The organism is Metabacillus herbersteinensis, assembly GCF_042433335.1.
Lineage (GTDB): Bacteria > Bacillota > Bacilli > Bacillales > Bacillaceae > Metabacillus > Metabacillus herbersteinensis.
This window is the reverse complement of the sequence record NZ_JBHLVO010000006.1, coordinates 60824-75718: the sequence shown is the minus strand read 5'-3', so window position 1 is coordinate 75718 and position 14895 is coordinate 60824. Positions and strand designations below refer to the sequence as shown.

Here is a 14895-nt window from a genome sequence, read left to right as displayed (position 1 = left end):
ACGACCTCCCTTTTCGAAATATTCAGTGAAATTAAACCATAACAATTACTTCGAATATTCAGATACTAAAACTGAGTAAAAGTAACTCAATACTAACTTAGTAGCTTAGTATTTTACGTTCTTGAGAGGTGTTTTTTCATTTAACTCCCTCCACTTGGACACCTCTTTCTACTTTCCTATTATTTACATCCTCTAAAAACTTGCAAATTGCGGTATGATCCTCATTCGTTAAACCGTGGGAATGAGCACCATTATATATTTGACAAGTTAATGAACCTACCAAAGAGGTTAACCCGTATTGTTTAATGGCTTCTGCAAAAAGCCCAACATCTTTGTGCATTAATCCCAAAGCGAACGTTGGATTTGAATAATCACCTGAAACAAAATGATTACCAAATACTTCTAATTTTTTACTGCCTCCAACACTATTTTCCAATATTTCTTTTAATTTCACTGGCTCAATCCCTCCAGCTGAAGCCAATATAAATGCTTCACTTAATATAGATGCGGTTGAAGCAACTACAATATTGTTGCATATTTTTGCTATAGAAGCTGTTCCTATTGCTCCTAAGTAATAGATGTTCTTCCCAATATCATTCAAAATTGGCTTCACTTGTTGATAATCACTCTCGTCTGCACCTACCATGATAGAAAGTGTGCCAGACTCAGCACCCCCTGGGCCGCCACTAACTGGTGCTTCTATATACCTTAACCCATTTAATCTACACTTTTCACCCGCATTAATAGCGGTTTGAGGATCTATCGTACTTAGGTCAATAATTAGAGGTTGATGTATTACATTTAATTGAACCATTCTTTCAGTCATTTCTTTAACCTGGTTAGGACCTGGCAAGCTAAAAATTATTACGTTATTATCAACAACAGATTGATTAAAGTCTACAGAGGCTTCTGCCCCGATATTTCTTGCTCTGTTTACTGCTTCATTTGAGGGGTCACTTACCGTCACTTGATACCCTTTGCTAATCAGGGTTGTAATAACACCAAACCCCATTCTCCCCGCTCCAACTACAAGTACTTTATTTGTCATAAAAAGTCGCTCCTTTAAATATAAAGTTTTTTAATTAATGAATTATCGGTCACCTTTTCTAAGAATTTCTATTATGTAGTTCACCCCTTCCACTGAGTATAAAGCGCTTTCATTTTTAACTGTTATAGCTTGACTTTTAGCCCTAAGTAACTAACCTTATTACTAGAATTCAAGCTTACCCAATTTATATATAATGGCTGCGATTTAAGAAGTCTTTCAATCTATCACAGCTCCTTACATATCTTTTTAGAGACACTTTTTTGCTAGTTAACTACCTTAGCTTAAACCACTTTTAAAATCATTAATCATTAAAATCTATCATGATGCTTTTGATTTGCGTATAGCTATCAAGCATACCTTCTAAGGAAAACTCACGACCTATACCACTTTGCTTATATCCACCATAAGAAAGTCCTGGCATCTGAGCTCCCCCACGATTTACCTGGATCCAACCTGATTCTATTTTACTAGCTGTTCTTAACACAGTTGTAGTATCATTTGTCCAAACATATGCAGCTAGTCCATAAGAGCTATTATTAACAGCCTGAATAACCTCATCTTCATCCTCCCATGGCATGATCATTAATACTGGACCAAAAATTTCTTCCTTAGCCAGCCTAGTATTACCATTTTTACAAGCAAAAAGTGTAGGTTGTAGATAATACCCTTGAGATAATGGACCCTCCTCAGCTGGTAGGCCTCCGATTAAAAGCTCTACATTCTCATCATTAATTCCTTCTTCAATAAATCCACATACTTTATCAAATTGTTTTTTATTAATAATAGAGCCCATATCTGATTCTTCATCCAATGGATTGCCTACTTTAAGTTCCCCTAATTTATTTGCAAGCTTTTCAACAAGCGAATCAAAAATTGAATTATGCAGATATAGACGTGTTCCAGCAGAGCATGATTGACCTTGGCGAGCAAAACGCATTGCTGAAATAATACCATCGACAACTTTATCGGTATTGGCGTCAGGAAATACAATTTGTGGACTTTTACCCCCTAATTCTAGAGAAACAGGGATAATTCGGTCAGCGCCTTTATGCATGATTGTCTTACCGACTGCAGTTGATCCTGTAAAAGTTATTTTCTTTACAAGAGGATGACTTGTTAAAGCTTCACCACATTCCTGACCGAACCCAGTTATAACATTCACAACACCAGGCGGGAGATACTCAGCACAAATTTTTGCAAGCTTTAAAACTCCTAGAGGAGCATCTTCAGCTGCTTTTAAAACAATAGTGTTTCCTGATGCAACTGCAGGAGCAATTTTTAATGATGATAGTTGCACCGGAGCATTCCAAGGTACAATCGCCCCGATAACCCCATAAGGCTCACGTTGTGTATAAGCCATTAAATTATTATCAACCGGACATGTACTACCCTTTATCTCACTTGCAACCCCAGCAAAGTAACGGAAAATTTCAATAACACTTTTCACTTCACCTCTAGCTTGAGTTCGAATAGCATTTCCTGTTTCAGTAGCTATCGTTCTTGCAATCTCCTCACCCTGTGCTTCAACAGCATCAGCAATTTTCCAAAGTAGCTTTCCACGTTCACGTGATGGAACTTCTCGCCAAAACTTAAAGGCTTCATCAGCAGCTTTTACCGCAATATCAACATCCTCTGCAGAAGCTCTAGGTACTTCGGCTATTACAGAACCCTTCTCAGCTGGGTTTTCAATTGAGAAAAATTCTGAACTTGCACTCGCAGCCCTTTTTCCATTAATTAGCATCAATTCTTGTACAACAGATACAAATTTCATCAAAACACCATCCTTGTTTATTTTTTTCATCTATAGATTTACCTTGCACAATCAATTACCATAAAAAATTATGGATTTACGATAAAGGATTGTAGAAAGGGAAATAACAACTCTAGTAAAACCTTTTGGTAATTACGGATACGTTATTTAAACTGTGTCATTAGGTTGTGTATATTTATATATGTCTGTAATGCGTCTTGTACATGGGCTGATGCTTTATTACCAGCACCTTCCTTATCTTTTAGTAAAATGCAATTAAGAATTTCTTGATGTTCCTCTACTGACCTCTCCATCTGGCCTGGCAGTGATAATGTCCTGATCCTTGATAAAAAAGATTTTTGGTTTAATAGCTCAATAAATTTTTTTAATTCTTTATTTTCTGAGGTCCTAACAAAGGAATAATGAAATTCTTGGTCAAGCAGAGAATACTCCTTAACGTCTTTGTTGATAATTGCATTTTTTTGTTTAGTAATAATTTCTTCTAAATCCTTTACAACACTTTCATCACTGGAATCACAACATATTTCTACTGCAAGCTTTTCCAATACCATTCGGAGCTGAGTAATATCTTTAAATTCTTCAATTGTTAAATCTTTAATAAAAGCACCCTTATAAGGTATAAATTCAACCAAACCTTCTATTGATAATTGTTGTAACGCCTGTCTTATCGGAGTACGACTAACATTGTACTTTTCTGCTAGCTCACGCTCAGGCAATCGTTCTCCTGGTTTAAGATCTTGATTTATAATCTGTTGTTTTATTTTTAAATATAAGCTCTGCATATTACTTGAATCATCAGTCATAATCTCAACTCCGTTATTATTTGGTATACCATTACTTAAATAATAGAATACCATATCACTAATATATTGTATACCACTACTTTATAATTATTCTGAATAGTAAATTTATTTTTACACCTTAAATAGTGCTTTCAATTATTCCAATTAACATTCGTGAGAAAGTACCTGTGCACCATCTGAAATTTGTAAAATAGCGTCGATAGTATTAACGCTTTATTTTCACTAAAAATGAAAATAAAAACGAGAAACCCTTAATCATAAGGTTTCCCGCTTTTTTAGTGCCTAGCACCACCCGAAATTTATCAAATAGTGTCGAAAGTAGTATTGCCTTATATTCTCGAGAAAAAACAACCTTTTTTGCTAGATGTTAATCCTCTCTGTTCTTAATTTAGAATACACAAATTAGTCATTGACATAAAGAACTACACAGGGGATAATATGCATTCTTTAACACTAAAATAGAACGTACGTTTCTTTTTATATAGTAGTTTAAAAAGAAAAATAATAAACTAAAGGTAGCAACTACATAAGCAGGTGGGCGGTTAGCCACTTCCCTTGAAGGGAGGTGGGAACGATGACGACATATGAAGCAATATCTATTGCACTGTCTTCAAACTTAGTTTTGATAGGTGTTTTAACTATTGTTATTATGATTCTTCATCAACACAAAAAGAAGTAACCGCCCCTCCTCACCAAGGTCTGGGTAGTTACTTCTCTTAAGGTACTTAACTAATTTTGGTTAGCCGCTCACTTTGCGGCATGTAGTTGCGGTGATCAGGTGTTAGCGCACCTGATCTCTTTTTATTCTTATCTAAATTATAAGTAAATTATTCAAATTTATCAAGGAAGTCGTTAAAATTAATGTTCCGTCCCTGGCACCACCCGAAGATTATCAAATAATGTCTATAGTGTTATAGATTTATATTTCCAAGGGAATAGAGTCCTTTACTTAAAGTTAATCACTTTCATCAGAGTACACAAAGTGTCATCCTTCATCAACACAAAAAGAAGTAACCGCCCCAACCTCTCCAAGGTAATTGGGTAGTTACTTCTCTATTGTGAATACTTATTAATTGGTTAACCGCTCACTTTGTGGCACATAGTTGCCTGATCGGGTGTTCAAACCACCTGATCTTTTTTATTCTTATCTTTATAATAAGTAAATTATACCTTTTTATCAAGGACTCTCAACATAAAAATCGCTGTCAAGACCGGAGTATATCGATAAATATTCGCCAAATCCTGAGTGCTGATACCAGGCACTAGAACATATACAATTTTAAAATGACATTCAAGAAACATAAGGTGCAAAATGGTGAGTGTCCACGATGTGGAAGTCGTTTAGAGACGACGTGGAATGGAAAGCCATAATACATTATTAAGGATGTAGTTATTCCCCCGTACGTAGGTATTCTGCTTAGTAGTACACTTCATCATTAATAGACAACTTAAGAAGTAAAAGCTACATACATAGGAAACAAAATATAGCCTGAACCCCCTTCTGCTAGGTAGCTCAGGCTTTACTTAATCCCTAATAAGCATTAGTAACTTCATGTGTAACTCCACAAACTATCTAAAAAGGGTTACTTGACACCTTTAATTTTTAGCGAAACTTTTACCATTATAATAATAGGCGGATTCCAAAAATGCTGTAAAGGCAACTTCTACCTCTGGAATCCCAAGTGAAAGAACATGCTTTGTCACAAGTTGGGTAAAATGGTCCTGGATGGCCTGGCCACGTTCAAACCATTTGACTTCAATAAAGGGATATCCCGGAACCTCATTTTGATCTAAAATGAAAGTTGAATTTACTATTTCTAGTGTAAAAGTGTCAGTTTCACATTTACAAAGTCTTGCTAGTTCCTGTACTAGTGGTGTACTTATTTCTTTGACCTGTTCCACGGAAATTCCTCTTATCATTAAATGGGGCATATGTAATCCTCCTACTGAATTTTTTTATAGATTAAGATTTTAAAAGGAAATTATTGCTTTTACCAAACCTACTTAGAATACAGATCAATCAGGATAGATGTTTCGACATTGACAATTAATTTAGGCATTAGTGTTACAATTAGGGAAAGGGGACAAAGTATAGGGGTTCCTCTCCACCCTACTCTGGTTTTGGTTCAGATTCTCGGTTAGTACCATATAAATGTGCTTTATTTTACTCCTATTGAATTCCTAAGAGGATCGTATGGAGCAATATTAACTTCAATTTCTTCATTTAACGCTAGACCAGCAGCCAATGTTCCAACATAAGGTCCCATTGTTAGACCTGAGGCACCTAGGCCGGTCGCAATGATTAATCCTTGAATTGATGGAATTTTCCCAAGTAAAGGTAAAATATCTGGCCCATTCGGTCTAAATCCGATTCTTACTTCATGCAAAGTACTATCAGAAAGTCCAGGTGCAACCGATAATGCTTCTTCCATAATTTCTTTTATTCCCGCTGCTGTGACACGATAATCAAATCTGGATCCTGTTTCCCTTGTTGCTCCTACAACAACACGAGAATCATCAAAGCAAACCAGGTAATGACTACCTTGAGGAAGAATAACGGGCCATTTTGATGTATCTTCTTCGGGAAGCTTTAAGTGGGCAATTTGCCCTCGCTGGGGTTCGATGTGAATTTCAATACCAAGAGGTTCAAGTATTTCTAATGCCCATGCCCCTGCAGTGATGACAACAGAGTCTGCTGAAATCAATTCCCCATTAACATAAACACCTATGGCTTTACCGTTAGCTACTTCAAGTCTAGCTTCACCAGAATAAAATGTCGCTCCGTGTTTTGCAGCCCCTTTCTGTAGAGCATCACGTAATAATTTACCATCAACACGTGCAGCACCTGTCACATGAATTGCTCCAAGGTCTTCTCTTAAAGGCGGAAAAAGAGTACGTGCTTCTTTGGCTGATAGTCGATTGACTTCCCCAACTTCAGGTGTTTCTGCCTGCCGTTTTCTAACCTTTTTCTCAATTTCATTTAGTTCAGTTTCATCATTACTTACTGCAATGGCGCCCACTAGGCCATAGCCTAGATCGCTTTCACCATCTATTTTAAGTTGGGAAATAAGTGATGGATAATAACAGGCTCCAGCATTAGCTAAAGTATACCAATCTTGATCTTCAACTCTTGTAATCCAAGGACATACAATTCCTGCACCCGCTGCAGTGGCTTGCCCCTCATGAAGTTTATCAACAACAACAACTTCTGCACCCTTTCTAGCCAAATGGTACGCTGCACTGGATCCTACAATTCCTGCACCTACAATAACAATTTTCATTTCCTACATCCCTTTCTCGATATCTTAACTTTAGCCCAGTACATACAAGTTATAGATCCAATAGTTATTCGTTATCAATTTCCATGTAGAGTTAAATTCTCCCAATAAATACTGGGTTGATTGCATGCTTTAATAGAACCTACTAATCGAATACCTATCAATCGGAATAGATGTTTCTCCATCGAGAATTAATTCAGTCATTAGTGTTCCAATTAGGGGGGAAAGGGTAACTCCGCTATGTGTAGCTGCAACATAGAGATTTTCAATGTCTGGAACTTTTCCAAGTATCGGAAAGCCGTCTTCTGGCATGGCACGAATACCTGAAAATGCACGGACAATTTTTGCTTTTCTCAAAGAAGGTACATAGTGGATTGCCATATTTGCTGTTTCCTGGATAACATCAAGGGTTGTCGATCTGTCAAATCCTGCTTTTTCCATTGAATATCCGATTAAGACCTCGCCATTATTAGCTTGCCTTAACCCGCTGATCGTATAATTCAAGAAAGGCTTTAGAGGTTCGGAAACAAGAATTTGCCCTCTTAATTGATTTACTGGAATATTGATTCCTAGCATCGCCCCCAACTCCCTTGACCAGGTACCGCCAGCGAGAATTAGATTTTTACATTCATAGGTTTCCTTGTCTGAAACGACGATAAAGTTCCCATCCTGCTTTTGGATGTTTGTTACTTTATTATAAGTGGAGTAATTAACACCATTTTTCTTTGCAGCTCTCAAGTACATGTCAATTAACCGAAAGGGATTGACGTTTCCATCGATTGAACTATACGTCGCCCCAGCAACCTCAGGGTTGATTGAGGGCTCCTTTTCCAATACTTCTTCCCTTGATAATACCTTAATCTTAATACCTATTTTTCGGTAAGACTCAGCAAGTTGTAAAGCCTTTTCCCGGTCCTCCTCATTGAAAAATGGAGATAGACCACCAGTCCGTTTATATTCAAAGTCTCCAATTTTTTTTGATAAATAAGGATAGAGTTCAGCACTATACATACTAAATTCGGCATACCAGGATGGTGTCTTATTGTGCACCCACACCCAAGCCTGAGTTGAGCCCGATGTTCCTGTCATTGGATATTTCTTATCAAGCACCAATATGCCTTCTTTATAGCGTTCAGATAGGTGATAGGCAATACCATTACCTACTACCCCTCCTCCAATGACCACTGTTTCGTAACTTGTTTCCATTTACCTCACCTTCCCATCCTCTAATTCCACCTCATCTAAAACAGATTTCACAGCCGAAAATGTTGTGCTATTAGTACCTAGTGTTTCAAGCTTTATAGGGGACAGTGGCATCCGCATCCGAGGTAAAGGAATCTCATGGAAAGGCCTGCCTGTTTGATCATGAATAATTTTTGCAACGAGGCTCGTGCATATCTTTGCCTGACAGGGCCCCATTCCGCACCGTGTTAGTCTTTTTACATCATCAAAGGTACTTGCGCCTTGCTCAATGACTTCTTCAATTTCCTCACAGCTTATTTCTTCACATCGACAAATGATTGTTGTTTTTTCCAACTAATTCACCTTCTAGTCTCTTAATCTGTTGGTCTAAGAGATAAATTGATCTCTAAGCTTGGGATTTGCAAAGTTTTCTATATGATTGATTCTGCCTTGCCATGCAGCCGTATCTAGTTTTGTTTCTAAAATCTCTAACTCTTTCCAAAGGGAATACCTAATCTGTTCAGCATCTTCCTTGCTTATAGAATTCAATGCTTCATTTACACTAATTCCAGCGATCATACCCGTTACTAGTAAAACTCCTTGTGAGCTGATCCCTGCTGCATTACCAGCTATAAAGACATCATCTCGATCTGTTTGGAAACGTTTATTATATTGCGGGAGCCATCCTCCAAGTCCTACTTGATAACCGAAGGAACATCCCAACTGGTAAAACGAATCGAGAATAGGTGTTCTTCCTCCATCTATACAAACGAGGTCGACCATTTCAGTAATGACCTGATCCTGATGCTGTATGTCAATTTCATCAACTTGACCATTCCCTCTCGCTTCCTTAATAGTAGAATTCAGATAAAAGGGAACACCGCTTCTTTTCACTTGTTCCACTTTTTCGATATCTTTTGCTTGGACATGGGATTGATTTTCAATTATCCCTTTAATATTTATTCCTACGTCTAAGAGCTGAAGTGCAACTTCAACGGCAAAATTACTAGATCCATAGATTACTGCAACTTTTCCAGGAATAACAAAATCCCGATTGACTAATGTTTGGGCTGCACCAATCGTCATAATACCTGGTAGCGTCCATTTCGGAAAAGGAACTGCACTTTCAGCTGCTCCAGTGGCGACGATTATTTTTTTCGCCTTTAATGGAAAAACATTTTCCTCATCTGTAATACCAACACTTCCATCCTTATATAGGCCAATCACTCGATGTTCAAGCAAATAATGGATTGGAAATTCATTTAATTGTTCCGTTAACTTTCTTGCTAGTTCGAAGCCACGCATTTGTTTGTATGCTGAGGGTAATGATCGAATAAATTGCGTTTGCTGGCATAACTGACCGCCCATTGAAATCGATTCGTCAACAATCGTTACATCCAATCCCTTTGATGCCGTTTCGAATGCAGCTGCAAGCCCTGCTGGTCCAGCTCCAATGATGAGAACATCAGTCTCCATCGCCATCTCTCCTTACCTCTGGATCTTCTAAGCATGGATAAATCTCCATCCCTTCTTCAACCCTTTTCATACAAGTGCGTACACGGTCCTCTCCATCCACAGTCATATAGCAGCTGCAACATCTCCCTCGCGAACAAAAAAGACCTCGTGACTGAATTAACTTTCTGCTTAAACCGAATTTTTTTTCGCCATTAGCGATTAATGCTGCTGCAACCGTTTGCTGTTTATATGCCTTATATGGCTTCTTATTAAAATAGATCGTGACGGGTTCTTGAAGCTGCTTCCCTAACACGGGATGATTTTCGATATGCATAAAAACACCTTCTTATTGATTTTTCGATGCAAACACTTTTCCTACACCCAATACCCTTTCGATTACAACCATTAGTACAAGGGTTAATAAAATCATAATACTTGATACCGACGTTATAATTGGATCATATTGGTATTGCATGTACGTATAGATTCGAACCGGCAGTGAAACCACATCGGTACTTACAATAAATAACGCTACTGTTAAATCATCAAATGAAGTAATAAATGCAAAGATAGCACCTGCAATCACCCCAGATTTAATAACAGGAAGAGTAATTTGAAAAAACACTTTAAAATTGCTAGCCCCTAAATTCATGGCAGCTTGTTCGATTGAGCGGTCAAAACCTACCAAACTAGCAACTACTAAGCGCATGACAAAAGGTACTGTTAAAATAATATGTCCAAGTATTAAAGCAAAAGGACTTGCTGATAATCCGATCCAAGAATAGAACTGGAGAAGTGCCACTCCAAACACTACGGATGGAATCAATAGGGGTGAGCCAATTAATTGGACAATGGCTGTTTTCCCTTTAAAGTGATGCCTAACAACAGCGATGGAAGCCAGTGTCCCGATTGCCGTTGCGATAATTGAAGTACCGACTGCTACAATGACACTTAACACAAAAGATTGCATAAATTCGGGATGTTCAACTAGTTCAAAATACCATCTGAGTGTCAATCCTTTCGGCGGAAAAACAATATATTCAGTGGTTGTTAACGAAGACATTAATACGACGACAATAGGTGCAAGCAAAAAACCATATACTAGGAAACAAACGAAATTAAATAGGAATTTGGGCAGCCTCTTTTTCCTCATTGAATCGCCACTCCTTTTTCCGAACTAGCAAGTATTTTGCTATAAGCGATGATCGTAATCGTCGCAATAATGATTAATAGAAAGCCAATTGCTGCTCCATATGGCCAGTTCATCATAACGGCTACCTGCTCATATGTTAAATAGGACATAACCTTCACCTGTGGACCACCAAGAATAGCAGGAGTAACAAACGAACTTACACTTAAACTAAATACCATAACGGATCCTGCAAATATTCCAGGTAATGTTAAAGGCAGTAAAACCGAAAAGAATGTTCTTAATGAACTAGCGCCAAGATTTTGTGAAGCCCTGATAACGGAAGGATCAATTCTTTCAAGTGAACCCATAATACTTAGCACCATATATGGAAACAGCACGTGTACCATTCCGATAATCACACTCAACTCCGTATACAATAAGGTTAAAGGTTGGTCAATCCACCCAAGGTTCATCAAAGTACTATTCACTACACCATTATTTGATAGTAAAATAACCCATCCATAGCAGCGGATGACCATACTAATCAAAAGAGGTGATAACACTAGCAATATTAAATAATTTTTCACTCTCCCCTTGGCTCTTGAAATTTGAAAAGCCACTGGGTAAGAAATAATGATCGTAATTAATGTGGTTAACAAAGCTATTTTTACCGTTCTCCAGACGACCCCTAAGTAAAAAGGATCTGTAATGAATTTGATATAATTTTGAAGTGTCCAATCACTTCCAATTCCACTACTAGCATCAAACGTCTTAAAACTCGTGATAAAAAGAAAAAACAAAGGGAGCAAGAAGAAAAAGATGAAGATTCCCAGAGTAGGTAGCAATAACAGCCACGTATCAAGACGTTTCCTGTTTAGGTTCTTTTTCTTCTGTTTGAGTATTAAATCATGTTCCGTTCCCATTCCAGTCTGCATTCGCTCTGTCACCTCACCTTCCTAGAAGGTAGTAAATCTTCTGGATTCCAGTTAGCAAATACGTTATTTCCCTCCTGTATTTGATTAGGATTTAACACTGTATTTGATATATCAGCAACTAGCTGCTTATCTTGTGCTTTTAAAATATATCTCGTCTTAGCCCCCAGGAACATCTTTCTTTCGACTTTCGTTTGAAAGCCAGCATTCCTATCAGAGGATTCAGCTAAAGAAATTTGTATTTTTTCAGGTCTGATAAAAAAGTCAACATCTGAATCCTTCGTTGAATTGACTGAAACAATCTGTTCATGACCAAAGAAGTGCAGTTTGCATTTATTATTTTCATATGTTTCAAGCACTTTTCCCTCAATTTGATTTACTTCTCCAATAAATTGGGAAACAAAATCTGTTTTCGGGTGATTGTAGATGGCAGCAGGAGCGTCAACCTGTTCAATTCTCCCTTCATACATAACCGCAATCCGATCCGATATCGCAAGTGCTTCCTCTTGGTCATGTGTAACAAATATGGTGGTAATTCCAACCTTCTTTTGAATATCCACAATTTCTTCACGCATTTCCTGGCGAAGTTTTGCATCGAGATTACTTAATGGTTCATCAAGGAGAAGTACTTTCGGCTTGATTACTAAAGCTCTCGCCAAGGAAACACGCTGCTGCTGCCCGCCAGAAAGCTCTTTCGGATATCGTTTTTCATATCCTGATAATCGGACCATTTCCAATGCTTCTAACACACGCTTATTCAGTTCACTTTTAGCGACTTTACGAAGTTTCAACCCATACGCTACATTATCGAAAACGGTCATATGTGGAAATAAAGCATAGTTTTGAAAAACCATGCCCATTTCTCTTTTATTTGGAGGAAGCAGGTGAACGGGTTTCCCGTCCACCTCAATTTTCCCACCATCCACTTCCAAAAATCCCGCAATCATATTTAAGGTCGTTGTCTTTCCGCAGCCAGATGGTCCAAGAAATGACATAAGCTCCCCTTGCTCAATCTCAAGACTTAACTTTTTTACCACTTCTGTTTTATTAAATGTCTTTATCACATTTTCAAGGGTTAAATAACTCATCCTATCACCTCTTCGTTAGTGGGCTACTTCAATTTCTTTGTTAGCGCGTTCTGTCCACTCAGCTCTTTTTTGATTAACAACTTCCCAATTCACTTTTATAAGTTTCGCAATTTGGTCTTCGCCATAAACAACCTTATTTGTAATATCTCCCTCTAATTTCACGTTTTTATTAACCGGACCGTCAAACAGTGCATTTGCAAATAACTCCTGTGCTTCTTCACCTAAAATAAAATTGACAAATTCTTGAGCAAGTTCTGCATTTGGTGCATCTTTGATCACACTAATTGTTGGCATTAACGCAGGAACTCCCTCTTTGGGTATCACATACTCAATTGGAAATCCTGTATCTTGTAGAGTATATACACGGCTGCTTCCCCATGCACTTGCCACTGTCTGACCTTGCAAGAAATAGTTAGAAACGTCTGCCGTTTTATCAAACGTGACGGCATTTTTGGCGATTTCTTTTAATTTTTCAAAGCCTGGCTCAATATTTTCTTCACTTCCTCCGTTAGCAATAGCCGTCATGAGAAGCATATGAATCCCGTAAGTATTCGCTATCGATGGCAAGACAAGTTTGCCTTTAAATTTAGGATCAGACAAATCATTCCAAGATGTTAAAGGCTCCCAGCCATTTTTTTCAAAAAGTTCTTTGTTATATGCAAGTCCAGTTGAAATGATTCCAAAACCGACCCCAACATTATCTTTGTCCTTCGCAATGTCGTATACATTTGCTAGATTAGTAACAACTTCCTCATCTAATGGGGCAAGTAATCCAAAGGCTTTTGCCTGTGCCTGAGGACCATCATCTAAAAATGCCACATCAATTTGTGGTTTGTCCTTTTGAGCCTGTAACTTTGACAAAGTATCAACAGAACTTCCTGTAATATACTTAACCTTAACGCCATGTTCCTTTTCAAATTCTGGAATAAGAACCTCTTTCATCTTTTGTTCATAACTGCCTCCGTAGGCAGCCAAAACCAATGTTTGTTCATCTTTCCCTTTTGAGCCTTCTTCTGAGGAATTACCCGCTTGACTACTGCATCCAGAAGCTATGGCAAAAAATAAACAAATTATTACAGTAAAATACATTTTTCTTTTCATCAATCTTCCCCCTCGTCAATTTACTTGCATTCCCTGCACATAAAGAGCTGATCTTGATGAAGTATTGTCGGACTTTTGTATTCCTCCTTTTCTTCTTTAAACTCAGATATCTATATTAATTTAATGTTACCAATTTTCAGATAAAACTTAATAAAAAAGTATAATATTATAACATTATATCTTTTATAAAAAGAATACTTCTGTTTAAAAGTAAACCTCTTTTTAAAAGTGAACCTCTGTATAATAGATTTCTTTATCTTGACGAACATAAAATTTTGAGTACTCAATAATTTCTTCCTGTTTTGTGTAGGTAAATCTTTCCCATTCAAAAACAGGGGTTCCAGGCTCAACTTGAAGCAGTTTTGCTTTTTCATTTCGCACAATGTACGGATTTATAAAAAGCTTGGCTCTTCCCAGTGCAATATTAAACTTATTTTTAAGTATATTGTAAACAAGATCATTATTAATATCGTCCGGTGAGAGATCAGGACATTTCGCATATAAAAGATATGTATATTCAAGCGCCATTGGTTCACTGTCGACAATTTTTATGCGCTTCATCTTAATCACTTGCGTTTTATTTTGAACATTCATTTTTTTTGCTAACTCGCGGCTGGCATCTTCGATAGAAAAGCTGATCAATTCGTGCGGATGTTCGTCTGTCTCAGTTGTTAAAGAAAAAAAAGCATTGATATCTTGTTCTTTTACTGATCCCAAGACAAAAGTCCCCTTTCCTCTTTGTCTAAAAAGATACCCTTTATTCACTAGTTCGATAATGGCTCGTTTTACTGTAATGGTACTAACATCAAACAGGTTAGATAACTCTTGTTCCGTTGGCAATTGACTGCCAACTGCCCACTGGCCTGATGTTATTTTCTCTTCTAAAACCTGCTCCACTTGCTTGTAAAGAGGAATAAGTAGTTTTTTATCTATCTGCATCTCTAAAATCTCCTCAATATAAAGTTATAACTTTATAATTTATTTAAACTCACACGTAGTATATTGTCAATAGATTTTGAATATTTAAATTATTTTATTTTATTATTTCATGCCTTGAGTAACCACCAGTAGTTTAGCAAATAGTGGCGAAAGTATTTTAACTATT

The 14895-nt window shown here is 37.4% G+C and carries 14 protein-coding genes; all 14 read right to left on the bottom strand.

Features of this window, described 5'->3' with window-relative positions:
• Positions 1 to 136 precede the first annotated feature (136 nt).
• The 14 genes from ACFFIX_RS09950 to ACFFIX_RS09885 all read right to left on the bottom strand — a co-directional run bounded on the left by ACFFIX_RS09950 (position 137) and on the right by ACFFIX_RS09885 (position 14729).
• Complete coding sequence (locus tag ACFFIX_RS09950) at positions 137 to 1048, bottom strand: NAD(P)-dependent oxidoreductase (protein WP_378933281.1); 912 nt, start codon at positions 1046 to 1048, stop codon at positions 137 to 139.
• A gap of 301 nt (positions 1049 to 1349) precedes the next feature.
• On the bottom strand, positions 1350 to 2819 hold the full coding sequence (locus tag ACFFIX_RS09945; protein WP_378933278.1) for an aldehyde dehydrogenase family protein: 1470 nt from the start codon (positions 2817 to 2819) through the stop codon (positions 1350 to 1352).
• A 143-nt stretch (positions 2820 to 2962) separates the two neighbouring features.
• Positions 2963 to 3622, bottom strand: coding sequence for a GntR family transcriptional regulator (locus ACFFIX_RS09940; RefSeq protein WP_378933275.1), 660 nt, complete (start codon positions 3620 to 3622; stop codon positions 2963 to 2965).
• Positions 3623 to 5218: 1596 nt separating this feature from the next.
• Positions 5219 to 5554 (bottom strand): DUF1904 family protein, encoded by a 336-nt coding sequence (locus ACFFIX_RS09935; protein ID WP_378933274.1) that lies wholly within the window; start codon positions 5552 to 5554, stop codon positions 5219 to 5221.
• Between the two features lie 227 nt (positions 5555 to 5781).
• The gene (locus ACFFIX_RS09930; RefSeq protein WP_378933272.1) at positions 5782 to 6903 is read right to left on the bottom strand and encodes an NAD(P)/FAD-dependent oxidoreductase; all 1122 of its coding nucleotides are present in this window, start codon (positions 6901 to 6903) and stop codon (positions 5782 to 5784) included.
• A gap of 129 nt (positions 6904 to 7032) precedes the next feature.
• On the bottom strand, positions 7033 to 8106 hold the full coding sequence (locus ACFFIX_RS09925; RefSeq protein ID WP_378933271.1) for an NAD(P)/FAD-dependent oxidoreductase: 1074 nt from the start codon (positions 8104 to 8106) through the stop codon (positions 7033 to 7035).
• Positions 8107 to 8436 (bottom strand): (2Fe-2S)-binding protein, encoded by a 330-nt coding sequence (locus ACFFIX_RS09920; RefSeq protein ID WP_378933268.1) that lies wholly within the window; start codon positions 8434 to 8436, stop codon positions 8107 to 8109.
• A gap of 33 nt (positions 8437 to 8469) precedes the next feature.
• Complete coding sequence (locus ACFFIX_RS09915) at positions 8470 to 9558, bottom strand: NAD(P)/FAD-dependent oxidoreductase (protein WP_378933265.1); 1089 nt, start codon at positions 9556 to 9558, stop codon at positions 8470 to 8472.
• Positions 9548 to 9871, bottom strand: a complete 324-nt coding sequence (locus ACFFIX_RS09910; protein WP_378933263.1) for a (2Fe-2S)-binding protein — start codon at positions 9869 to 9871, stop codon at positions 9548 to 9550. The genes ACFFIX_RS09915 and ACFFIX_RS09910 overlap by 11 nt, the downstream gene beginning before the upstream one ends.
• 12 nt (positions 9872 to 9883) lie before the next feature.
• Positions 9884 to 10690, bottom strand: a complete 807-nt coding sequence (locus tag ACFFIX_RS09905; protein WP_378933260.1) for an ABC transporter permease — start codon at positions 10688 to 10690, stop codon at positions 9884 to 9886.
• Positions 10687 to 11604 carry an ABC transporter permease gene (locus tag ACFFIX_RS09900; protein ID WP_378933257.1) on the bottom strand — a complete coding sequence of 306 codons (918 nt, stop codon included), beginning with the start codon at positions 11602 to 11604 and terminating at the stop codon, positions 10687 to 10689. The genes ACFFIX_RS09905 and ACFFIX_RS09900 overlap by 4 nt, the downstream gene beginning before the upstream one ends.
• Before the next feature lie 8 nt (positions 11605 to 11612).
• Positions 11613 to 12689, bottom strand: a complete 1077-nt coding sequence (locus ACFFIX_RS09895; protein ID WP_378933254.1) for an ABC transporter ATP-binding protein — start codon at positions 12687 to 12689, stop codon at positions 11613 to 11615.
• Positions 12690 to 12704: 15 nt separating this feature from the next.
• Positions 12705 to 13790, bottom strand: a complete 1086-nt coding sequence (locus ACFFIX_RS09890) for an ABC transporter substrate-binding protein (RefSeq protein WP_378933252.1) — start codon at positions 13788 to 13790, stop codon at positions 12705 to 12707.
• Between the two features lie 222 nt (positions 13791 to 14012).
• A complete protein-coding gene (locus ACFFIX_RS09885; RefSeq protein WP_378933248.1) occupies positions 14013 to 14729 on the bottom strand; it encodes a GntR family transcriptional regulator in 717 nt (238 codons plus the stop codon).
• Positions 14730 to 14895: the final 166 nt, after the last annotated feature.